General features: G+C 65.8%; 15 protein-coding genes. 8 read left to right on the plus strand and 7 right to left on the minus strand.

Annotation, left to right across the window (positions count from 1 at the left end; genetic code table 11):
- The first annotated feature begins 88 nt into the window (after positions 1-88).
- Positions 89-1,111, plus strand: coding sequence for an alpha/beta fold hydrolase (locus FBX97_RS12945; RefSeq protein WP_141832210.1), 1,023 nt, complete (start codon positions 89-91; stop codon positions 1,109-1,111).
- A 24-nt stretch (positions 1,112-1,135) separates the two neighbouring features.
- On the opposite strand, the gene FBX97_RS12950 is transcribed toward FBX97_RS12945, so the two are convergent.
- Positions 1,136-2,812, minus strand: a complete 1,677-nt coding sequence (locus FBX97_RS12950; protein ID WP_185748576.1) for a response regulator — start codon at positions 2,810-2,812, stop codon at positions 1,136-1,138.
- Positions 2,805-4,382 carry an ATPase domain-containing protein gene (locus tag FBX97_RS12955; RefSeq protein ID WP_141832214.1) on the minus strand — a complete coding sequence of 526 codons (1,578 nt, stop codon included), beginning with the start codon at positions 4,380-4,382 and terminating at the stop codon, positions 2,805-2,807. Before FBX97_RS12955 ends, FBX97_RS12950 begins: the two co-directional genes overlap by 8 nt.
- A 68-nt stretch (positions 4,383-4,450) precedes the next feature.
- Here FBX97_RS12955 and FBX97_RS12960 point away from each other — a divergent pair, with 68 nt between their 5' ends.
- Entirely contained in the window at positions 4,451-6,340 is a 1,890-nt protein-coding gene (locus tag FBX97_RS12960) for a glucokinase (protein ID WP_141832216.1), read from the plus strand.
- A 318-nt stretch (positions 6,341-6,658) separates the two neighbouring features.
- Positions 6,659-7,084 (plus strand): DUF3395 domain-containing protein, encoded by a 426-nt coding sequence (locus FBX97_RS12965; protein ID WP_141832218.1) that lies wholly within the window; start codon positions 6,659-6,661, stop codon positions 7,082-7,084.
- Between the two features lies 1 nt (position 7,085).
- Here FBX97_RS12965 and FBX97_RS12970 read toward each other — a convergent pair whose 3' ends face one another.
- Together FBX97_RS12970 and FBX97_RS12975 are read right to left on the minus strand one after the other, a co-directional pair.
- Positions 7,086-9,821 carry an alpha-1,6-glucosidase domain-containing protein gene (locus tag FBX97_RS12970; RefSeq protein WP_255517451.1) on the minus strand — a complete coding sequence of 912 codons (2,736 nt, stop codon included), beginning with the start codon at positions 9,819-9,821 and terminating at the stop codon, positions 7,086-7,088.
- 45 nt (positions 9,822-9,866) lie between these two features.
- Positions 9,867-11,465 carry an oligopeptide:H+ symporter gene (locus FBX97_RS12975; RefSeq protein WP_141832220.1) on the minus strand — a complete coding sequence of 533 codons (1,599 nt, stop codon included), beginning with the start codon at positions 11,463-11,465 and terminating at the stop codon, positions 9,867-9,869.
- Positions 11,466-11,722: 257 nt separating this feature from the next.
- Between FBX97_RS12975 and FBX97_RS12980 the strand changes: the two genes are divergently transcribed.
- The 3 genes from FBX97_RS12980 (at position 11,723) to FBX97_RS12990 (ending at position 15,703) form a co-directional block, all read left to right on the plus strand.
- The gene (locus FBX97_RS12980) at positions 11,723-13,354 is read left to right on the plus strand and encodes an alpha-amylase family glycosyl hydrolase (protein WP_185748577.1); all 1,632 of its coding nucleotides are present in this window, start codon (positions 11,723-11,725) and stop codon (positions 13,352-13,354) included.
- Positions 13,355-13,358: 4 nt separating this feature from the next.
- Complete coding sequence (locus FBX97_RS12985; RefSeq protein ID WP_141832224.1) at positions 13,359-15,218, plus strand: glucokinase; 1,860 nt, start codon at positions 13,359-13,361, stop codon at positions 15,216-15,218.
- Between the two features lie 227 nt (positions 15,219-15,445).
- The gene (locus tag FBX97_RS12990) at positions 15,446-15,703 is read left to right on the plus strand and encodes a DUF6582 domain-containing protein (protein WP_141832226.1); all 258 of its coding nucleotides are present in this window, start codon (positions 15,446-15,448) and stop codon (positions 15,701-15,703) included.
- A 66-nt stretch (positions 15,704-15,769) separates the two neighbouring features.
- Here the strand turns inward: FBX97_RS12990 and FBX97_RS12995 are convergent, their stop codons facing one another.
- On the minus strand, positions 15,770-16,240 hold the full coding sequence (locus FBX97_RS12995; protein ID WP_141832228.1) for a hypothetical protein: 471 nt from the start codon (positions 16,238-16,240) through the stop codon (positions 15,770-15,772).
- A 153-nt stretch (positions 16,241-16,393) separates the two neighbouring features.
- Here FBX97_RS12995 and FBX97_RS13000 point away from each other — a divergent pair, with 153 nt between their 5' ends.
- Together FBX97_RS13000 and FBX97_RS13005 are read left to right on the plus strand one after the other, a co-directional pair.
- On the plus strand, positions 16,394-18,016 hold the full coding sequence (locus tag FBX97_RS13000) for a methyl-accepting chemotaxis protein (protein ID WP_141832230.1): 1,623 nt from the start codon (positions 16,394-16,396) through the stop codon (positions 18,014-18,016).
- A 209-nt stretch (positions 18,017-18,225) separates the two neighbouring features.
- Entirely contained in the window at positions 18,226-19,839 is a 1,614-nt protein-coding gene (locus tag FBX97_RS13005) for a methyl-accepting chemotaxis protein (RefSeq protein WP_141832232.1), read from the plus strand.
- Between the two features lie 71 nt (positions 19,840-19,910).
- On the opposite strand, the gene FBX97_RS30395 is transcribed toward FBX97_RS13005, so the two are convergent.
- Complete coding sequence (locus FBX97_RS30395) at positions 19,911-21,605, minus strand: methyl-accepting chemotaxis protein (protein ID WP_304599194.1); 1,695 nt, start codon at positions 21,603-21,605, stop codon at positions 19,911-19,913.
- A 210-nt stretch (positions 21,606-21,815) separates the two neighbouring features.
- A complete protein-coding gene (locus tag FBX97_RS13015; RefSeq protein WP_141832234.1) occupies positions 21,816-22,235 on the minus strand; it encodes a hypothetical protein in 420 nt (139 codons plus the stop codon).
- Positions 22,236-22,311: the final 76 nt, after the last annotated feature.

Below are 22,311 nucleotides of genomic sequence, written 5' to 3' on the forward strand. Positions count from 1 at the left end.
TGTCCACGTCGTCCCCGCCTGCGTGGGACGACGCTAAAACAGCAGATCGGCTAGACTTTCAGGCATCGCCATCCAACAAGGAAGCCCCATGCCTGCACCAGCACGATTGTCCGCACTGTTCGGCGCACTCCTCACCGTCGCCGTGTGCGGCGCCCATGCTGCCGCGCCCGCCGCCGAACCCGCCTACGGCCCCGAACTGGAAGGCTTCGACTACCCGCACCCGGTGCAGCAATACCGCTTCACCTCGCAGGGCGTGCAGCTGCACATGGCCTACATGGACGTCAAGCCGGCCAAGCCGAACGGCCGCACCGTCGTCCTCCTGCACGGCAAGAACTTCTGCGCCGCGACCTGGGAAGGATCGATCGACGCGCTCACCAGGGCCGGCTACCGCGTGGTGGCGCCGGACCAGATCGGCTTCTGCAAGTCGAGCAAGCCGGAACACTATCAATACAGCTTCCAGCAGCTGGCGGCCAACACCCGCGGTCTGCTGGAATCGATCGGCGTGAAGCAGGCCACCATCATGGGCCACTCCACCGGCGGCATGCTGGCGGTACGCTACGGGCTGCTGTATCCCGAGCAGACCGAGCAGCTGGTGCTGGCCAACCCGATCGGGCTGGAAGACTGGAAGGCGCTCGGCGTGCCTTCGCTCGGCGTCGACAAGTGGTACGAGCGCGAGCAGGGGCAGAGCGCCGACAAGATCCGCAACTACGAAAAATCGACCTATTACGTCAATCAATGGAAGCCCGAGTACGAGCCCTGGGTGCAGATGCTGGCCGGGATGTACCGCGGCGCCGGCAAGCAGATCGTGGCCTGGAATTCGGCCCTGCTGTACGACATGATCTACACCCAGCCGGTGGTGTACGAATTCCCGTTACTGAAAATGCCGGTGCTGCTGCTGATCGGGACCAGGGACACCACCGCCATCGGCAAGGATGCCGCCCCGGCCGAGCTGCGTCCCAAGCTGGGCAATTACGCGGAACTGGGCAAGCGTGCGGCCAGGGCGATTCCCCATGCGACGCTGGTCGAATTCGGCAACATGGGACATGCCCCGCAGATGCAGGATCCGGCGGCGTTTCATGCGGCGCTGCTGAAGGGTCTCGCGGCCAAGTGAAACCCGCGCCACGGCGCCGGCCGGCTAGCGGCGCTGCCGCGGACTGCCGGCGTCGTTCTTGCGCAAGGCCTTGACGAAGGCATCGTTGAGGTCGCCGGCCGTGAACGGCTTGCGCACGAACTGCACGTCGAGCGCCTGCAGCCGTTCCGGCGACAGCATGTAGCCGCTGGTCAGTACCACCGGCAGCGCCGGATGGCGCTCGGCCAGCCAGCGCGCCAGGTCGATGCCGTCCATCGTGCCGGGCATCATGACGTCGGAAAACACGAGGTCGATGTCCCGTAAGTCTTCCCGGATCGCCGCATCGGCGCTGTCGACCACGCGCACGCCGGCCTTCAGCGACTGCAGCAGGCCGACCGTGGCGTCGGCGACCGCGGGGTCGTCCTCGACGTACAGCACGCGCAGCCCCGCCAGGCCGCCGGCACGCAGTGTGGACGGATCGACGGGCGCTGCCTGTGCCTGCTCCCGGCTGCGCGGCAGCAGGATGCCGATCGTGGTGCCGACCGCCTCGTGCCGGATGAAGGCCAGGCCATGGCTCTGGATGGCGAATCCGTACACCTGGGACAGGCCGAGCCCGGTGCCCTTGCCGATCGGCTTGGTCGTGAAGAAGGGTTCGAACGCCTGCTGCGCGGTGGCTTCGGACATCCCTTCGCCTTCATCCGTCATGAACACCCCGACGAAGTCGCCGCTGAGGCGGTCCCCTTGCGGCAGTGCCGGATCGGGCAATACCCAGTTACGCACCTGCAGGGTCAGGGCGCCGCCATCGGGCATGGCGTCGCGCGCGTTGCCGGCGATGTTCAGCAGCGCCGCGTCGAGCTGCGCCGGATCGGCCAGCACTGCCCACAGCGACGATGCCAGTTCCATGTGAAAGCGCACGTCCGGCCCCAGGGTGCGCAGGATCATCTCGGAGGTCGCGCGCAGGTGGATGCGCATGTCGATGGCGACGCTGGCCAGCGGCTGGCGGCGCGCATAGGCCAGCAACTGCTGGGTCAGCGAAGCGCCATGTCCGGCCGAGCGGCGGATGGCGTCGAGTGCGCGCGTCACGCGCGGATCGTCGGTCTTCGCCAGCAGCATGCGCAGCAGGATTTCGCTGCCTGCCACCACTTGCAGGATATTGTTGAAGTCATGGGCGATGCCGCCGGTCAGCTGGCCCAGCGATTCCAGGCGGCGCGCCTCGGCCAGCGACTGTTCGGCCCGGTGGCGCTCCTGCACTTCGTGTTGCAGCAGGCGCGTGCGTTCCTCGACGGTCGACTCCAGCCGGCCCGCATGTGTCGACAATTCGTCCAGCTGGTCGCGCACCGCGAATTGCAGGCGGCGCGTACGCAGGGCCGAACGCAGGGCCATGGTCAATGCCAGGCGGGTGGTGGGGCGCGTCAGCAGGATCACATTGCCGATGCCTGCCAGCCGGGTGTAGCGGTCGGTGTCGATCTCGCGGCTCTCGTCGCTGGCCAGCACCACGATCGGCAGGTCGGACCACGCCGGCTGATGGCCCAGTCTTGCGCTCAGGTCCTGCAGGGAGCAACGCGCCAGCCCCTCCTCGGTAATGACGAGGGCCAGGGCGCTGTCGTCCGCCGCCGCGTAGAACGCCGCCGCATCGGCGCACACGCAGGCCTGCACGCCTTCGGACTCGATGAGCGCACGCAGGGTGCCGGCGTCGCCCGCAACCGGGGCAAACACTACCAGCGCCTGGCGCGGCTCAGGCATCGAGAGGGCCCGCTCCGAACTCGTCATCATTTCCCCGGATACGTTCGCCGATGCGGATGCCCGCATCGGTCAGTTCGAGCGCGTGGATGTCATGCGCATGCGGCCCCTGGCGCTTCTTGAGCACGCACACCGCCTTGTACACGGTGTTATCCCTTTCATAGTAGCGCATGGAAATGATGTTGTCCGTAATAATGCTGAGCGCGTCCGGTTCCTTCGACGTATCCAGTTGCGCCGAATGGGCGCCAACCACGATCGCCGTCACATTCATGTTGTTCAGGTAGGAAAACAGTTCATTCATCTGGAGCAGCAGCGATTTTTCTTCCCTGATCACGTCCAGATAGGAATTGATGCTGTCGATGATGACCAGTTTCACGTCCTTGTCTTCGACCAGGCGCCGTACGTTCCAGATGAATTCGCCCGGCGAAATGCGCGAGGGGTTGACGCGGCGCAGGAAGAAGCGGTGAGCGCCGGTGTCCGCATCCGGCTCCTGGCTGCCGGTATCGCCCTGTTTCGCTTCGCCTGCCGGCATGCCTGCCACCATGCGCGAACGCAGCGTCGTCTCCGACTCGTCGAAGTTGAAATAGGCGACCTTGTGCCCGGTTTTCAGGGCGGACGATGCGTACTGCAAGGCGAGCGTGGATTTTCCGGTGCCGGAAGGACCCAATATCATGGTCGAACTGCTGGCCGTCAACGGCCCGCCGAACAAGGTGTCGAAGGCCTCGACGCCACTCGGTATGGTGAACTCTTCAGGGGGGCGATGATGTTCTTGCGCAATGAGGCTGGGGAAAACCAGGATCTCGCCGGTCACGATCGAGTAGTCGTGCCATCCGGTTTGAAAACTACCGCCGCGCATCTTGACGATGTGCAGGCGGCGCCGTGCAGCCCCGAAGCTGCGCTCGATGTACTCCAGCGAAACGACGCTGTGCACCGCGCTCTGCAGCTCGTATTCGCGGCCATCCGCAGTGATATCGTCGAGCAGCAGCACGGTGGCCCCGATCTTGGTCAGGCGCTGGCGCAGGGCGATGATCTGGCGCCGGTAGTGGGCACTGTCGCGCGCCAGCAGGCGGATCTCGACCATCGAATCGATCACGACGCGCACCGCGCCGGCCTGGGCGACACAGTCGGCGATGCGGTTCACCAGACTGACGAGCTCGGTGTCGGTCGGCAGCAGGATGGTCTGCGGCGACGTCTCCTCGGGCAGGGGGATCATTTCCACGATGTCGATGCCGTCGAGCGACCAGCCATGGTTGTCCGCGGTTTCGCGCAGTTCGTCTTCGCCTTCCGAAAGGCTCAGGTACAGCCCGGCCGTGCCCATTCTTGCACCTTCGAGCAGGTAACGCAGGCCGAGCGTCGTCTTGCCGGTACCCGGCCGTCCTTCGACCAGGTGGATGCGGCGCGGTACCAGGCCGCCATGCAAGACCGCGTCGAACTCCGGGATCCCGGTCGGGATTCTTTCTGGATGAATAGTCATAGTGCCGCCTTGCCAGTAAATTGGTGAGTCGATCCACAAGGTGAACCGATTGTTACTGCAATGATAATTTGCTTGTTCAATTTGTGTCGCAGGGGACATTTAAAGAATGCAATTCAATCAATGGTATCCTTGGTGCAATAAGGGAAATTCTACCCAATCGAGACATCATGACGACCCAGGCCCAGCCCCAGCACCAGCCCGCCAGCGAACCAACATCCGAACCCAAACACCCGCGCGCCGCCTACAGCGACGGCCCGCGCCTCCTGGCCGACATCGGCGCGACCCATGCGCGCTTTGCGCTGGAAACCGCGCCGGGCGCGCTGCGCGACGTGGCGGTGCTGCTGTGCGACGACTACCCGGGCATCGAACCGCTGCTGCAGGCTTACCTGGCGCAGGCTAATGCCGGCCGCATCAGCCACGCCGCATTCGCGCTGGCCAATCCGATCAGCGGCGATTTCATCCGCATGACCAACCGCGACTGGCAGTTCTCCACCGACGAGGTAAGGCGCACGCTCGGCCTGAACACGCTTCTGATCGTGAACGACTTCACGGCATTGGCGATGGCCTTGCCAGGCTTCCGGCCGGAAGACCTGATGCAGGTAGGCGGCGGCAAGCCGCAGGCGAACGCGGTGGCCGGCGTGCTCGGCCCCGGTACCGGCCTGGGCGTGTCGGGCGTGATCCCGACCGTGGACGGCTTCGTCACCCTCGGCAGCGAGGGCGGCCACGTCAACTTCGCGCCGAGCGACGAGCGCGAGTTCGCGATCCTGCAGTACGCCTGGCGCGAATGGCGCCACGTCTCGAACGAGCGCCTGATTTCCGGCCCCGGCATGGAAATCATCTACCGCGCGCTGGCGCAGCGCAATGGCGTCAGCGTGAAGATACGCAGCTCGGCCGAGATCATCAGCGGCGCGCTCGACCAGCATGACCCGCTGTGCCTGGAGGTGCTGGAATGCTTCTCGGGCATGCTGGGCGGCGCGGCGGCCAACCTCGGCGTCACGCTCGGCGCTTTCGGGGGCATCTTCATCGGCGGCGGCATCGTGCCGCGCATGGGCGAATGGTTCAAGACGTCGCCGTTCCGCGCGCGCTTCGAAGCCAAGGGCCGCTTCACCGACTACGTGGCCCAGATCCCGACCTACGTGATCATGACGCCGAATCCGGCGCTGAACGGGGTGTCGGCGATCCTGTCCGAGCACCTGCGCAACCGCAGCGGCGCCAACACCCTGATGGAGCGCGTGCAGAACCTGCAGCACGAACTGTCGCCGGCCGAACAGCGCGTCGCCAGCCTGGTCATCGAGCATCCGCGCAAGGTATTGTCCGAGCCGATCGCCGAGATCGCGAAGCTGGCCGACGTCAGCCAGCCGACCGTGATCCGCTTCTGCCGCTCGCTCGGCTTTACCGGCCTGGCCGACTTCAAGTTGAAATTCGCGGGCAGCCTGACCGGCACCATCCCGGTGCGCCACAGCCAGGTGCGCATGACCGACAGCACCCACGATTTGTCGGCCAAGGTCATCGACAACACGGTGTCGGCGATCCTGAAATTCCGCGACCAGCTCGACGTGCACTCGATCGACCGCGCCATCGAGATCCTGCGCAAGGCAAAACGCATCGAGTTCTACGCGATGGGCAATTCACGCGTGGTGGCGCTCGACGGCCAGCACAAGTTCTTCCGCTTCCGCATCCCGACCAGCTCCTACGGCGACTCGCACCTGTTCTCGATGGCGGCCGAGCTGCTCGGCCCCGGCGATGTCGTGATCGCGATCTCGACCGCCGGCCAGCTGCCCGAGCTCCTGGGCGCGGTCGACACCGCGCGCGCCGCCGGCGCCGACGTCATCGCCATCACCAGCAGCAAGTCGGCACTGGCGCGCAAGGCCAGCATCTGCCTGGCGGTCGACCACGCCGAGGATTCGACGACCTTCCTGTCGATGATTTCGCGCATCCTGCAGCTGCTGCTCATCGACATCATGGCGGTGGGGATTTCGCTGGGGCCGCAGGGAGAAGCGGCGGGCGAGGGCGACAGCGAGCGCCGCCGCCTGCTGATCTCGCACCTGGACAGCTGAACGGCAGCAGTCCTCAGAAGGCCTTGCCGGCGCTCAGCCAGCCGCGCACCGACGACTGGGCGCCGGCCAGCGCCGGCAGGGCGCCGGTGCGCTTTCGACAAAGGCGAGCGCCTGCCAGCGGCCTGCAAGGTCCCCGCGCTCGTGGCGCAATCCGGCCGAGCCGACGTGGCCGGTATTTTGATTTAACACCTTGAAACGTCTCTTACAGGCCCGTGAACAGCTTTCTGGGGCACTTGGCGGCACACTGTGAACGTCCGTACAGAGCGCACTCAAAGTTGCGCGGTAGCATTTGCCATCGATATAGAGAAGGAAAACATCATGAAATTCGCCAAGCCAACCCTCATGCGTATCGCAGCCGCCCTGGCCCTGACTGCTGCAGCCACTTCCTCGTTTGCCCAAAGCCAGGAAGCGCGCCGTGGTTTCGACGCCGGCTACGAAGCGGGCCAGCGCGACGCCCAATACGACCGTGGTGACCGCGGCGGCCCGCGCGGCCCGCGCTGGGACCGCGTACGCATCCTGGAAGCCGAATATGGCGCGCGCGGCCGCATGTGCGACGCGCGCCGCGCAGTCCAGCGCGACGTCGTGCGCAACCGCGGCGCGATCCAGGTCGACAACGGGCTGTGCGGCGATCCGGCAGGCGGTATCCCGAAACGCCTGCGCGTGGTCTACCGCTGCCACGATACCGCCCCGGGACGCGTGGTCGCACGCGAGGGCGAGACCCTGCGCCTGACCTGCCGCTGGTAAGTCAGTCCTCGACGAAGACCACCGCCGTGCGCGGCGGGATTTCGTAGCTGCCGGTGGCGCTGTCGAAGCGCGCCTGCGTGGCACGCTTGTCGGCGACGCCGGCGGCGGTGAACACCGGATGCAGGCGCATGCGCTTGCCCACCGCCTGCGGGTCGGCGACCGTGTGGCCGATCTTGTCGACGTTGATGAAGTAGGCCACGCCGTTGAATGCCGCGCCCTCGTAGCCGCGGCCGTCCAGATACGCCGCCGCTACGGTCGGGATCTGCTGCGCGCCGGTGTTGAAGAAACGCAGGCGGCGCCTGATCTCGGCAGCGCTTGGCAGGCGGAACAGCGTCGAGCTGGCGCGCACCGCCAGCAGGTCGCGGAAGGCGTCGCGGGTCCAGGCGATATCGCCTGGCGCCGGCTTGAACGCGGCGTTGGCCAGCAGCGGCTTGATCAGCGCATAGTCCTTGCCGTTGTCGGCTTCGGGTGGCAGGCCGGTGCCGAAATAATTGTCGCGGTAGCTCCAGTCGAGGCGGTTGAACCAGTCGCCCGAATTGAAGCTGTTGCGGTCGAGCGACTTCGAGCGCAGCACGTCGATGCCGGCGTGGTAGTAGGCGATGCCCTGGCTGAAGGCATCCACCGCCATGCCCAGCACCTGCACGCGCGCGCGCTCCTGGCTCGACGTACCCGCGGGCAGCTTGAACACGCCGATGTCGAACAGCGTCTGGTTGTCGTGGTTCTCGACGTAGTTGACCACTTCGCCCGGCTCGGCCGCGTAGCCGGCCGGCTGGCCGTTGTAGTCGATCGACTCCAGCGTCTTCACCTGGCCGTCGTAGGTCTGCAGCGGGTAGGAACGGATCGAGCCGGCCAGGCCGGCGCGCACCAGGTCGGCCGCCCTCGAGAGTTCGGCCGCCGGCACTTGTCCTGCATGCGCATTCGGGTCGTACACCAGGCCGTTGATCCAGCCCTGGCGCTTGAACAGCGCTTCGCCGGCATCCCCCGCCGAACCGCCGCGCACCGCATCGCGGGTGCGGTCGTTGAAGGTGCCGATCCCGCTGCCGTTCAGGGACAGCTGCGACGCCTGCACGAAGCGCGCGCCGTCCGCCACTTCGCCGAAATTCCAGCCTTCGCCGAGCAGCTGCACCTGGCGGCCGGCGGCAGCGTTCACTTTCTGCTGCAACTGTTCCATCACCGCGCGCGGCTGGTGGCCCATCAGGTCGAAGCGGAAGGAATCGATCTTGTACTCGGTCGCCCACAGCGTCACCGAATCGATCATCAGCTTGCCCATCATGAGGTTTTCGGTGGCGGTGTTGTCGCAGCAGGTCGACTGCTCGACGGCGCCTTTCGCATCGAGGCGGTGGTAGTAGCCGGGCACGATGCGGTCCAGCACCGATTTCCCGTCCTGGCCGGCCTTGAAGGTGTGGTTGTACACCACGTCCATGCCGACGCGCAGGCCGGCCTTGTGCAGGCTGTCGACCATCTTGCGGAACTCGAGCACGCGCACTTCGGCGCGTGCCGGATCGGTGGCGTAGCTGCCTTCCGGCGCGTTGTAGTGATACGGGTCGTAGCCCCAGTTGAAGCAGTCGGCCTGGGCAGTCTCCTTGACCAGCGCCTGCTGGGCCAGGCCGTCGGCCGCGCCGAAGGGGGCCGGCACGGCGCAGCCGGTTTCGGGCACGCTGCCGATGTCGTACACCGGCAGCAGGTGGACGTCGGTCAGGCCGGACCTGGCCAGCGCCGCCAGGTGCTGCATGCCCTTGCTGCCGGTGTCGGTGAAGGCGAGGTATTTGCCGCGGTGCTCGGATGGGACGCTGCCGTCGTTGATCGAGAAGTCGCGCACGTGCAGTTCATAGACCACCATGTCGGTCGGATTCTTCACCGTCTGCGGCGCCGGGGCGGCATCCCAGCCGGCCGGCTTCAGGCGCGGCGCATCCAGGCGCCCGATGTAGCTGCGCTTCGAGTCCGCGCTCAGGCTGACCGAATACGGGTCGGTCACCATGTTGCGCACGATGCCGGCGCCGTCGACCGGCACGTCGACCGCGTATTTGTAGTACTTGCCCGAGAGGTCGCCCGGCAGCGCCACGCTCCAGGTCCCGGTCTTGTCGTCGAAGCGCATCTGGTACACCGAGCCGGTCGGCTTGGCCGGGCCGTTGTAGATGCAGACCGCGGCCTGCTGGGCGGTCGGCGCCCACAGGGTGAAGGCGGTGCGGTTGGCGGCCACGCTCGCGCCCAGCTTGTCGAGGCCGGCCGCGGCCGCGTACAGGTCGTCCAGCGCACCGGCCACCTGGATGCGGGTGGCGGCGCGCACGCTGCCCTGTGCGTCTTCCTGCACCAGCACCAGCTGCTGGCGCAGCAGGGCGCGCACGTCGTCGGCATCGCTCTCGCGCACCTGCAGGACCGGACCGTCGGCCAGGTACTTGAAGCGCGCCGCGGCGGCGGCCGGCACCGTGCCGGTGAAGCGCTCGAGCGTGATGAAGCCGCTCGCGCCGCCGGCCTTGCCGCCGGCCGGCGCCGTGATCGTGCCGTTCGCTGCGTAGTACAGCTTGAAGACGGCGCCGGCGTCGGCGCCCGGCCATTTGAGCAGGCGTTTGCCGAGCCAGACGGCGCGCGCATCGAAGCTGGCGGCGGCCGGGTGCTGATTGATCTGGAAGGCGCTGCTTTCGCAGGCCTCGGGGGTGACGGCGGCATGCGCGCCGCCGGCCAGCAGCGCCATCGACATGATCGATGCGGCGCCGGCGGTGGGGAAGGTTCTATTCATGAATCGAGAATCGTGAAACAAAAGCGGGACCGCTTGTCGGACTGACTAAGCGGCTTCATTACGGTAGTTGTTTACCATGCGGTAGCGTGTCGCATACCAGCCGAAGGCCAATGCGGCGATGAAGGCGAACGCGGCAAAGAAGTACATCTGGAAGGCCATCACGCCCAGCCCGGTGCTGGCGATGTGGGCCAGCACGGTCTCGTTGCGCACGCTGGCGTTCACGATCAGCACCCACAGGCTGCCGACCGTCACCGCCAGCGACCAGAAGGCCATGATCGCGCCCTTCATCGAGCGCGGCGCCTGGCTGTAGGCGAATTCGAGGCCGGTGGCCGAGACCAGCACCTCGCCCATGGTCAGCAGCGCGTAGGGCAGGATCTGCCAGGCCATCGAGACCGCCGTGCCGCCATCCATCACCACCTGGATGGTGCCGATCGCGACCCAGGACAGGCTTGATAACGCGATCCCGGCGGTCATGCGGCGCAGCGCGGTCGGCTCCCAGCCGAGGCGGCGCAATGCGGGGAACACGGCGAGGTTGTTGACCGGGATGAGCAGCATCACCAGCAGCGGATTCAGGGCCTGCATCTGGGCCGGCTCGAAGCGGAACTCGCTGCCGAACAGATGCAGCGTCGGGCGCAGCATGCCGCCCGCCTGCACGATCCAGGTCGAGGCCTTCTGGTCGAACAGCGACCAGAACGGCGTCACCAGCGCGAACACGATCAGCACGCGCAGCACGCCGCGCACGCCGTCGACCGCCTCGTCGGGGTGGATCCCGCGCGCGCGTTCCAGCTGCATGGCGACGCCGATGCCGCCAAAGGCGAGCAGCAGCACCAGGGCCGTGCAGGCGGCGATCACGAAGCCCCAGGACGGGCTCATGGCCAGCGAGGTCACGGCACCCGCCGCGCCGATGCAGGCGACCGCCAGGCCGGGCCGGCCGGCGCCCGGCTTCCTGGCCAGCAGGGCGGTGCGCGCCACGCGCGTGAACGAATGCGGATCGGCCGCGCTCGGCGGCACGTGCACGTATTTCCTGCGGCCGCTCCAGAACACCAGCGTCGCGATCAGCATCAGGATGCCGGGGATGCCGAAGGCCACCGCCGGACCGTAGTCGCGCAGGAACACCGGCATGAGGAGGGACGCGAAGAAGGAGCCGAAGTTGATGATCCAGTAGAAGGCGTCGAACACCACCTTGGCGCGGTCCTTGTTGGTGTGGTCGAACTGGTCGCCCACGAACGAGGACACCAGCGGCTTGATGCCGCCCGAGCCGAGCGCGATCAGGAACAGGCCGAGGTAGAAGCCGCGCACGTTGTCCTCGAACGCGGCCAGGCATGCGTGGCCGGCGCAGTACACGAGGCTGAGCCAGAACACGGTGTTGTACTTGCCGAAGAAGCGGTCGGCCAGCCAGCCGCCCAGCAGCGGGAAGAAGTAGACGCCGATGACGAAGGTGTGGAACACGTCCTTGGCCTCGCCGGCGCGCTGGGCTTCGGGCAGGAACAGCAGCAGCGACGAGATCAGGAAGGGCGTCAGGATGTTGCGCATGCCGTAGAAGCTGAAGCGCTCGCAGCCTTCGTTGGCGATGATGTAGGGGATCTGGCGCGGCATGCGGCCGGTCCCGGCGGGGGCTGCTACCGATGGCGGGGTCTGGGTCATCGGGGTCTCCTGACGTGTATCGTGCCGCGATCCTATGCAACCCTGCTCATCTTGGCAACAAGAACTTGTTCGGCCAGCTCATTCACGTGACATTGAATATGTAGTTTGACTACTGCTGTGCTTGATATTGTTCGGCTATATGCATGCTAATCCAATGATTTTTAAGGATATTTGCCAGAATATACTGGATTGGCGCCGATTGTCAGCGCAGGACCTATCCTGTATATTGCGTAAAAATTACCAAACTCTACACAGCCATGACCCCTTCATCGAACGACAACGCGCCGTGGTGGCAGGAAGCCATCATCTACCAGGTCTATCCGCGCAGCTACCTCGACACCAACGGTGACGGCGTCGGCGACCTGCCGGGCATTACCGCCAAGCTCGATTACATCGCCAGCCTGGGCGTGGACATCGTGTGGCTGTCGCCGTTCTTCAAGTCGCCGATGAAGGACTTCGGCTACGACATCTCGGACTATTGCGACGTCGATCCGCTGTTCGGCACCCTCGAGGACTTCGACAGGCTGATCGCCAAGGCACACAGCGTCGGGCTGAAGATCATGATCGACCAGGTGATGTCGCACACCGCGGACGCCCACCCGTGGTTCGTCGAAAGCCGCGCCAACCGCGACAATCCGAAGTCGGACTGGTACGTGTGGTCCGATCCGCTCCCGGACGGCAATCCGCCCAACAACTGGCTGTCGGTGTTCGGCGGCTCGGCGTGGCAGTGGGACACGCGCCGCAAGCAGTACTACATGCACAACTTCCTGGTCAGCCAGCCGCAGCTGAACTTCCACAATCCGGACGTGCAGCAGGCGCACCTAGATTCGCTGCGCTTCTGGCTCGAGCGCGGCGTCGACGGCGTGCGCATGGATGCCTGCGTGTTCCACTTCCACGACCGCCAGCTGCGCAGCAACCCGCCGGCGCTGGTGCGCGACACCTCGACCGTCACCGACGTCAACCCGTACGGCATGCAGGCGCACATCCACGACAAGACCCAGCCGGAGAACATCGCCTTCCTGCAGAAGGTGCGCACGCTGCTGGACGAATTCGGCGCCGTGTCGATCGGCGAAGTCAGCTCGGACGATGCGCTGGCCCAGATGGCCGAGTACACCTCGGGCGACGACAAGCTGCACATGGCCTACAGCTTCAACCTGCTGACGCCGGAATTCTCCAGCGCCCACATCCGCCGCCAGGTGGAAGAGTTCAACGAGCGCGTCAAGGATGGCTGGGGCTCGTGGTCGGTCGGCAACCACGACGCGATCCGCGTGGCGACGCGCTGGGCAAATGGAAAGCCGACGCCGGCCTTGTCGAAACTCGTGCTGGCACTGCAGCTTTCCCTGAAAGGCACCCCTTGCCTGTACCAGGGCGACGAACTGGCGCTGACCGAAGCCGACGTCCCGTTCGAACTGCTGCAGGACCCGTACGGCATCACCTTCTGGCCCGAGTTCAAGGGCCGCGACGGCTGCCGCACGCCGATGCCGTGGACGTCCGAGGCGCCCAACGCCGGCTTCACCACCGGCACCCCATGGCTGCCGGTGCCGGCCGAGCACCTGGCGCTGGCCGAGTCGGTGCAGGACCAGGACCCGCAATCGATGCTGAACTTCCAGCGCGCCATCATCCATTGGCGCCGCACCATGCCACAGCTGCTGCGCGGCGAGATCGCCTTCTACGACGTGCCGGAACAGGCGCTGGCCCTGCGGCGCGACTTGCCTGGACATGCGCCGGTACTGGCCGTGTTCAACGTGACCGACCAGCCGCTGTCGTTCGACTGGCCGCAAGCCGCCGGCGCGGCGCCACTCGAGGGCCACGGCCTGCCGGGCGAGGTCGCCGATGGCAAGGTCACGCTGCCGGCCTACGGCGGCTGGTTCGGCACCCTGAAGGCGTAACAGCATGCAGGAACAGCCGGACAATACCCGCACCGCCTTCGCCGACGGCCCGCGCCTGCTGGCCGACATCGGTGCGACCCACGCCCGCTTCGCGCTGCAGACCGCGCCCGGCACCTACCGCTCGGTACGCGTGCTGAAGTGCGACGACTTCGCCGGCATCGTCCCGCTGCTGCGTTTCTACCTGCAGGAGCACGCCGACACGCGCCTGCACCATGCGGCGCTGGCGCTGGCCAACCCGGTCAGCGGCGACTACGTGCGCATGACCAACCGGCCCTGGGAATTCTCGACCGATGCGGTGCGGCGCGAACTCGGCCTCACCACGCTGCTGATCGTGAACGACTTCACGGCGCTGGCGATGGCGATCCCGGGCCTGAAGGCCGACGACCTGATGCAGGTCGGCTCGGGCAAGCCGGCACCGAACGCGGTGATCGGCGTGCTCGGACCGGGGACCGGCCTGGGCGTATCCGGCGTGATCCCGACCCTGGACGGCTTCGTCACGCTGGGCAGCGAGGGCGGCCACGTCAACTTCGCACCCGCCGACGAGCGCGAGTTCGCGGTGCTGCAGCTGGCCTGGCGCGAGTGGAAGCACGTCTCCAACGAGCGCCTGATCTCCGGCCCCGGCATGGAGATCGTGTACCGCGCGCTGGCCCATCGCAACGGCGTGAATGCGCGCACGCGCGATTCGGCGGCCATCATCACCGGCGCGCTGGAAGAAAAGGATGCGCTCTGCATCGAGACGCTGGAATGCTTCTGCGGCATGCTGGGCAGCGCCGCGGCCAACCTGGCGGTGACGCTGGGCGCCTTCGGCGGCATCTTCATCGGCGGCGGCATCGTCCCGCGTTTGAAGGAGTGGTTCAAGACCTCGCCGTTCCGCACGCGCTTCGAATCGAAGGGCCGCTTCACGGACTACATCGCCGACATCCCGACCTTCGTCATCAGCACGCCCCACGTCGCCTTCGACGGCGTGGCGACCATCCTGTCCGAACACCTGCGCGGCCGCAGCGGCGCGAATACGCTGATGGACCGCATCCAGCAGCTGCAGCACGAACTGACGCCGGCCGAGCAGCGCGTCGCCACGCTGGTGCTGGAGCAGCCGCGCCTGGTGCTGAACGAACCGATCGCCGAAATCGCCAGGCTGGCCGACGTCAGCCAGCCGACCGTGATCCGCTTCTGCCGCTCGCTCGGTTTCCTGGGCCTGGCCGATTTCAAGCTGAAGTTCGCCAGCTCGCTGACCGGGTCGATCCCGGTGCGCCACAGCCAGGTACGGATCAGCGACAGCACCCACGACCTGTCGGCGAAGGTCATCGACAACACCGTGTCGGCGATCCTGAAATTCCGCGACCAGCTCGACGTGCACGCGATCGACCGCGCGATCGAACTGGTCAGCCGCGCGCGCCGCATCGAGTTCTACGCGCTGGGCAATTCGCGCGTGGTGGCGCTGGACGGCCAGCATAAATTCTTCCGCTTCCGCATCCCGAGCGCGCTGTACGGCGACTCGCACCTGTTCACGCTGGCCGCCGGCCTGCTGGGGCCGGGCGACGTGGTGGTCGCGATCTCGAATTCGGGCGGACTGCCCGAACTGCTGGCCGCGGTCGACGCCGCCCGCGCCGCCGGTGCCGACGTGATCGCCATCACCAGCAGCCAGTCGCCGCTGGCGCGCCGCGCCACGGTCTGCCTGGCGGTCGATCATGCCGAGGACAGCACCCATTTCCTGTCGATGATTTCGCGTATCCTGCAATTGCTGCTGATCGACATCATGGCGGTGGGGGTATCGGTCGACGTGCACCATGCGCGCGCCGGGGTGGATGGCGCGCCGGAAGGCGAGCTGGAAGGGCGGGCGCTGATTTCGCACCTGGACAGTTAGCGCGGTAGTGTGCGTAGCAGGGGAGGGTGCTGCCGGCCGGGGGAGGAGTGGTATCGCTGAACACGCATGAGGCAATCGCGTGAACGGCGCTACGCGCGGCCGGCAGCACTTCCCACAATAGGCGCCGCCCGAAATAGTGGCTTGTCGCCGATCAAACCATTACCGGGCGCCCCGAAAACGCATAATCGATCATGCTCCAGTTTCAACGCATATCGAGGAGGCACCCCATGAGCAAGCTGGATCAGGAAGACCGCAACGCCATCTCTGCCCGACAATTTGCTTTTCCCAAGCAACGGAAGGAACCGCTCGAGGACGCGAGCCACGTAAGGAATGCCATTGCCCGCTTCGACCAGGTGAAGGATGTGACGGACCACGAGCGGGATGAAGCGTGGGCGCGTATCCGCGCGGCGGCGAAAAAGTTCGACGTAGCGCTGGATGAAAGCGACTGGCGCGAGCTTGGCGCAGGCAAGAAAGGCAAGCACTGAACCGACGTTCAATCGACATGCTGCAATGGCGTCATACCCGGACGTCATTGCGACGTGCGCCATCTTTCAACGCGACTTCAGCTCGATATTGCGGATATTGCGCCGCCACTCCGACAGCGACTGCACCGCATCCGTCTCCGCATCTTCGACCAGGATATCGTCACCCTGCTGCGCCACCAGGAAGCTGGCGCGGCGGTGGATGTTCTGCTTGCGGTTTTCCACGAAGCTGAGCTGGTAATACGGCTTGCCGCCGATCAGGCGCGGGGCCGGATCGTCTTCGATCACCGCGCCGTGGGCGGCGCCGCGCGACCCCTTTTCGATCTGTTCCGACCAGGTCTTGATTTCGGGCAGTGCCATCACGGACGCGATCGCCTGGTCGCGCGTGCGCACGGGCTGGGCCGGAGGCTGGGAGGCCGCCGGTTTGGCTGGGGCGGGCGGTTTTTCGCGCTGGCACCCTGCCAATGCCAGGCTGAGCATCAACGCCGCCGGCACCAACAGCAAGGAATGAAAAGTCGACAATGTGCCTGGTTTGAACATGGGATCCTTCAAGTAATAAATAAGTGGCAAAAAACGGATAAGGGTCACAGTCACGGGCATGCTGACAATATTTACAATAGTGTTGCCGTAAGCCAACAAAATTGAAGCGGTGTAATATTTCGCCTTTAAAGCCGCTTAATTGTCATTAAAAGCATGCACTTCCTAGCCAACATAAAAATCGGACGGCGTCTCGCGCTTGGCTTTGCCATCGTTCTCGTCCTGTCGATCATTACAACTGCAATCGGCATCGTCAAGCTGAATGCTGTCGCCGATGCCGCCGAGCGCATGCTCGACGAGCCGGTCAAGAAAGAACGCCTGATCAGCGCCTGGAGCGCGAATATCAGCGTCGCCGTGATCCGCACCTCGGCCATCATCAAGAGCAGCGACGCCTCGCTGATCCAGTTCTTCGCCAGGAATACGGAAGAAACCAACAAGAAAGCGCAGCAATACCTGAAGGACGTCGAACCCTTGCTGACCACGGTCGAGGAAAAACAGATCTTTGCCACGATGATGAAACTGCGCGAGGGCTACGCCGGCGGGCGCAAGGAAGCGATCCGGCTCAAGCAGGCCGGCCAGATCCAGGAATCCAACGACCTGCACGACAAGATCTACATTCCAGCCGCCGAAGCTTACCAGGCCGGCATGAACAAGCTGGTCGCGATCCAGCGCGACCGCGTCAACGAGCTGAGCGGCCAGATCCTGGCGATCAAGCAGGAAAGCCGCCGTACCGTCCTGCTGCTCGGCGGACTGAGCACGCTCCTGGGCATCCTCTGCGCCTGGTGGCTGACGCTGAGCATCACCCGTCCGGTGCGTACGGCGGTCGAACTTGCGCAGCGCGTGGCGGCCGGCGACCTGACGGCCAACCCGCAAAGCGGCGGCCGCGACGAGATCGGCCAGCTGCAGTCGGCGCTGAAGCACATGAACGACCAGCTGCTGCGCATGGTGCGTGACATCCGCCAGGGTGCGGATACGATCACCACCGCCTCGTCCGAAATCGCCAGCGGCAACCTCGACTTGTCCAGCCGTACCGAACAGCAGGCCGGCTCGCTCGAGGAAACGGCGTCGTCGATGGAAGAACTGACTTCGACGGTGACCCAGAATGCCGAAAACGCGCGCCAGGCCAACGTGCTGGCCGCATCGGCATCGGAAGTGGCGGGCCGCGGCGGCGCGGTGGTCGCACAGGTCGTCGACACCATGGGTTCGATCGACGCGTCGTCGAAGAAGATCGTCGACATCATCGCCGTCATCGACGGCATCGCGTTCCAGACCAATATCCTGGCGCTGAACGCGGCGGTGGAAGCGGCGCGTGCCGGTGAGCAGGGCCGCGGCTTTGCGGTCGTGGCCGGTGAAGTGCGCTCGCTGGCGCAGCGCTCGGCCGCCGCCGCCAAGGAGATCAAGGAACTGATCACCGACTCGGTGGACAAGGTCGAGGTCGGTACGCGGCTGGTCAACCAGGCCGGCGCCACCATGGACGAGATCGTCGGCAGCGTCAGGCGCGTGAGCGACATCATCGGCGACATCACCGCCGCGACCGAAGAACAGCGTGCCGGCATCGGCCAGATCAACCAGGCCATCAACCAGATGGATCAGGTCACCCAGCAGAACGCCGCGCTGGTCGAGGAAGCGGCCGCCGCTTCCGGTGCCATGCAGGAGCAGGCGCTGCACCTGGCGCAGGTGGTCAGCGAATTCAAGCTCGGCACCGGGGACGCCGCCCGCGCACGCCCGGCTGCACCACGCCGCCAGGCAGTTGCCACGCTGGTGCCGCGCCTGTCCTGACGGCGCGCCATGGCCGGTAACGCCCGATAATCGGCCATTTCGCGGCCATCTTTCCTTCAGCGGCGCCATGCCGCTGATGTTGCGGAAGCACACACATCGGCTACCACGTATTGATTTAGCGCAATATTTTCGTTAGTATGCGAACATATTTTGCCGTTCAAAATCTCTCCGAAAACCACTGGTGCTTCGCGTACCGGCTTCCCATCATCATGAAATTTCTTTCCGACCTGCGAATCGGCCAGCGTCTGGCCCTTGGCTTCGCCATCGTGCTGGCCCTGTCGATCTTCACCACCACCCTCAGCCTCGTCCAGCTGAACGCCCTGGCCGACGCGGCCCAGGCCATGCTGGACGAACCGATCAAGAAAGAGCGCCTCGCCAGCGACTGGAGCAAGAACACCAACGTGTCGGTGACCCGCACCTCGGCGATCATCAAGAGCAGCGACACCTCGCTGGTGCAATTCTTTGCCAAGGGCACCGAGGAAACCAACCGCACCACGAGCGAGTACGTGAAGCAGCTCGAACCGATGCTGACGAGCGAGGCGGAAAAGGCTGCCTATACCAAGGCGATGAGCGTCCGCACTACTTACCAGGACAGCCGCAACCGCGCACTCAAGCTGAAGGAAGCCGGCCAGCTGGAAGCGTCGAACGAAGTGCTGGAAAAGGTCTACCTGCCCGCCGCCGAGGTCTACCAGCAATCGATCGGCGCGCTGCTGACCCTGCAGCGCACGCGCCTGGACCAGCTGCACCAGCGCATCGAAGACATCCGCCACAAGGCGCGCAACATGGTCGTCCTGCTGGGCTGCCTGGCGATCGCCCTCAGCATCGCCTGCGCCACCTGGCTCACCCGCAGCATCGTGCGTCCGGTCGCCAGGGCGGTCGAGGTGGCCCGGCGCGTGGCCGATGGCGACCTGAGCGCGGACCCGCAGGTCGAGTCGAAGGATGAAATCGGCCAGCTGCAGGAAGCGCTGCAGCACATGAACGGCCAGCTGCAGCGCATCGTGCGCGAGATCCGCGAGGGGTCGGAAGCGATCACCACCGCATCGTCGGAGATTGCCAGCGGCAATCTCGACCTGTCGGCACGCACCGAGCAGCAGGCCGGCGCGCTGGAAGAAACCGCGTCGTCGATGGAAGAAATGACCTCGACCGTCAGCCAGACCGCCGACAACGCGCGCCAGGCCGCCCAGCTGGCCGCGGCGGCCAGCGACGTGGCGGCACGCGGCGGCGCCGTGGTAGCGCAGGTGGTCGACACGATGCGCTCGATCGACGCCTCGTCGCAGAAGATCGCCGACATCATCGGCGTCATCGACGGCATCGCCTTCCAGACCAATATCCTGGCCCTGAATGCGGCGGTCGAGGCGGCGCGCGCGGGCGAGCAGGGCCGCGGGTTTGCCGTCGTCGCCGGGGAAGTGCGCAGCCTGGCGCACCGCTCGGCCGCAGCCGCGAAGGAAATCAAGGACCTGATCACCGACTCGGTGGACAAGGTCGGCAGCGGCGCGCGCCTGGTCGACCAGGCCGGCACCACGATGGAAGAGATCGTCGGCAGCGTGCAGCGCGTGACCGGCATCATCGGCGAGATCAGCGCCGCCACCGAGGAACAGCGTGCCGGCATCGGCCAGATCAACGACGCCGTCACCCAGATGGATCAGGTCACCCAGCAGAACGCGGCGCTGGTCGAGGAAGCTGCCGCCGCGTCCGCCGCGATGCAGGACCAGGCGCGCCAGCTGGCGCGCGTGGTCGGCGTCTTCAAGATGGCCGACGCTGCCAAGGCCACCCCAGCGCAACACCGGCGCGAACCCGGGCTGGCGCTGCCGCGCCCGGCCTGATGTAGCGCCTGCTCGATCCGATCGCCCGCCGGCCATGCCGCGCGGGCTTTTTTACGCGCGCGTGGAGCGCCTCAGAACGCTTCCCAGGCGGCCGTGTTCTCCACCGCGGCCGGCTTGCGGGCCGCCGGCTTGGCGAGGCTGGCCGCAGCGGGCACGGCGTGCCTGCGCGCTGCAGGCTGGCTGCGGCCCGGCGCGCCGCCGGCGGCCAGCTTGAACGTGCCGACCAGTTCGGCCAGTCGGGCGGCCTGATCCTGCATCGCCTGCGATGCCGCGCTCGCTTCCTCGACCAGCGCCGCGTTCTGCTGCGTCACCTGGTCCATCTGCGAAATTGCCTGGTTGACCTGCTCGATGCCGCTGCTCTGCTCGCGGCTTGCGGCCGAAATCTCGGCCATGATGTCGGTCACGCCCTTCACGCGGCCCACGATCTCGTCCATCGTGACCCCGGCTTCGCCGACCAGGGCCGAACCGGCGCCGACCTTCTGCACCGAATCGTCGATCAGCAGCTTGATTTCCTTGGCCGCCGAACCGGCGCGATGGGCCAGGTTGCGGACTTCACCGGCCACGACCGCGAACCCACGGCCTTGCTCGCCGGCACGCGCGGCTTCGACCGCGGCATTCAGTGCCAGGATATTGGTCTGGAAAGCGATGCCGTCGATGACGCTGATGATATCGGTGATCTTCTTGGCGGACGTCGTGATGGCATCCATGGTGCCGACCACCTCGGCGACGATCTGGCCACCCTTTTGCGCCACTTCCGAGGCCGAGACGGCCATCGTGTTCGCTTGCTGGGCATTGTCGGCGTTCTGGCGCACCGTCGACGTCAGTTCTTCCATCGAGGACGCCGTTTCTTCGAGGGAACCGGCCTGCTGTTCGGTACGGGCGGACAGGTCGAGATTGCCGGTCGAGACCTGGGCAGCGGCGGTGGCGATGGTATCGGTGCCGGCGCGCACTTCGGCAACGATGGCGGCCAGTTTGTCGCGCATGTCGCGCATGGCCAGCATCAGGCTCGCGCGGTCGTTCGGCTTGACCTGGACCTCCACCGTCAGGTCGCCGGCCGCGATGCGCCGCGCAACCTCGGCGGCTTCGTTGGGCTCGCCACCCAGTTGCTTGAGCAGCGAGCGGCTGACCAGCAGCGCCGAGCCGACGCCGACAACGACCGCGATGGCGGCCAGCAGCAGCATCGTGGTGACGGCGCTGTGGTAGGCCTCCCTGGAGTCCAGTGCGGCGTCATTGTTCAGTTTCTCTTCCCAGCGCGCCAGCTTGTTCATGGTGTCGAGCCAGGCAGCCTGCAGCGGACCGACCTTGTTCATGAGCAGCGGGGTGGCCTCGTCGGCATTGTTCGCCAGGCCCAGCTTTTCGGCCTCGGCCATCAGGGGCAGGACGGCATGCTCCTGTTCCTGCAGCTGGCGGAAAAAGGCTTTCTCCTCCGGCGTGGTCGCGGGGTCTTCGAACGTCTTGCCCAGCTGGGCCATGGCATCCTTGTAGGCGGCTTCGAGATCGCGGATGCGCTGCGCTTCCGGCCGCATCGCATTCATGTCTGTCAGCAAAGCCAGGTTGCGCAGGGCGATCATGCGATCGCTGATGCTGTCCTGCATCTTGCCGATCAGGGTGATCTGGACATTGTTGACATCGGTAATCGTCGCAGTGCGCGCCTGCATCTGCTGCATTTTGAACACGCCCGTAGCGACAATGCCGCCAAGCAGGCAGAACACCAATCCATAGCCGAGGGCGAGCCGGGTACCGACTCTCATATTCTTGAAGTTCATGGGGTAATTAAGAAAAGAGTAAGGCGCACCGACAGCGGTGCCTGAAGAGCGAAGACCTTGCGCGACGCCTGGACGCCACCTGGCCAACGTCTTTACGGGGCCATGTGGCGAGTATAAATCAAACTTGCTGTGTAGAAATTGAACGGCGGGCGCACTGTTGCGCAAATGTTGCGCGGCGGGAGGAGGGAGGGGTGGCGCCTGCTGCCGGAATCAGCTTGCCAGTTCCAGGCCATGCTCCTGGCACCAGCGGGACAAGGCGGTCCTGGTTTCCTGTTCGCGGAAGCTGCGCCAGCGCTCGGCCGCACCGCGCTCTTCCAGTAGGCGGAAGAAGCCTTCGTCGTCCTGCTCCCGGAACAGCTCGCGCACCCTGGCTTCGTCGCCGGGCAGGTGGCTGCCGGTAAACCGGAACACCAGCGCATCGCCGATCCCGAGCGCGCTGGCGGCGGGGACCGGGACATATTCGCCCTGGGCTTCCACGTCGGACGGCAGCGGCGCTTCCTCGTCCATGTATTCGTCATTCAGCAGGTGGATCATGCCGCTCGCGCGCGACACCAGGGCCTTGGCTTCGCCGTTTCCATCTTCGACCATCATGGCCGCGTTTTCGAGTTCGTCGAGTTTTACAGCTGGCATGTCGTTCACTCCATTGGCTATCTTGTGTTCTATCAGACCACCATTTGCAAAGCCGTGGCGCACCCGACCAAAAAAG

Origin of the sequence: Herbaspirillum sp. SJZ107, from assembly GCF_006715485.1 — a bacterium.
GTDB lineage: Bacteria > Pseudomonadota > Gammaproteobacteria > Burkholderiales > Burkholderiaceae_D > Telluria.

Bases quoted from the DNA above. Each gene is read 5' to 3' on its own strand.
- FBX97_RS12975 (WP_141832220.1), bottom strand. From the start codon at position 11,465: ATGACCCAGACCCCGCCATCGGTAGCAGCCCCCGCCGGGACCGGCCGC.
- FBX97_RS12965 (WP_141832218.1), top strand. From the start codon at position 6,659: ATGAAATTCGCCAAGCCAACCCTCATGCGTATCGCAGCCGCCCTGGCC.
- FBX97_RS13015 (WP_141832234.1), bottom strand. From the start codon at position 22,235: ATGCCAGCTGTAAAACTCGACGAACTCGAAAACGCGGCCATGATGGTC.
- FBX97_RS12970 (WP_255517451.1), bottom strand. From the start codon at position 9,821: ATGAATAGAACCTTCCCCACCGCCGGCGCCGCATCGATCATGTCGATG.
- FBX97_RS13005 (WP_141832232.1), top strand. From the start codon at position 18,226: ATGAAATTTCTTTCCGACCTGCGAATCGGCCAGCGTCTGGCCCTTGGC.
- FBX97_RS30395 (WP_304599194.1), bottom strand. From the start codon at position 21,605: ATGAACTTCAAGAATATGAGAGTCGGTACCCGGCTCGCCCTCGGCTAT.
- FBX97_RS12955 (WP_141832214.1), bottom strand. From the start codon at position 4,382: ATGTCCCCTGCGACACAAATTGAACAAGCAAATTATCATTGCAGTAAC.
- FBX97_RS12945 (WP_141832210.1), top strand. From the start codon at position 89: ATGCCTGCACCAGCACGATTGTCCGCACTGTTCGGCGCACTCCTCACC.
- FBX97_RS13000 (WP_141832230.1), top strand. From the start codon at position 16,394: ATGCACTTCCTAGCCAACATAAAAATCGGACGGCGTCTCGCGCTTGGC.
- FBX97_RS12985 (WP_141832224.1), top strand. From the start codon at position 13,359: ATGCAGGAACAGCCGGACAATACCCGCACCGCCTTCGCCGACGGCCCG.
- FBX97_RS12960 (WP_141832216.1), top strand. From the start codon at position 4,451: ATGACGACCCAGGCCCAGCCCCAGCACCAGCCCGCCAGCGAACCAACA.
- FBX97_RS12995 (WP_141832228.1), bottom strand. From the start codon at position 16,240: ATGTTCAAACCAGGCACATTGTCGACTTTTCATTCCTTGCTGTTGGTG.
- FBX97_RS12980 (WP_185748577.1), top strand. From the start codon at position 11,723: ATGACCCCTTCATCGAACGACAACGCGCCGTGGTGGCAGGAAGCCATC.
- FBX97_RS12950 (WP_185748576.1), bottom strand. From the start codon at position 2,812: ATGCCTGAGCCGCGCCAGGCGCTGGTAGTGTTTGCCCCGGTTGCGGGC.
- FBX97_RS12990 (WP_141832226.1), top strand. From the start codon at position 15,446: ATGAGCAAGCTGGATCAGGAAGACCGCAACGCCATCTCTGCCCGACAA.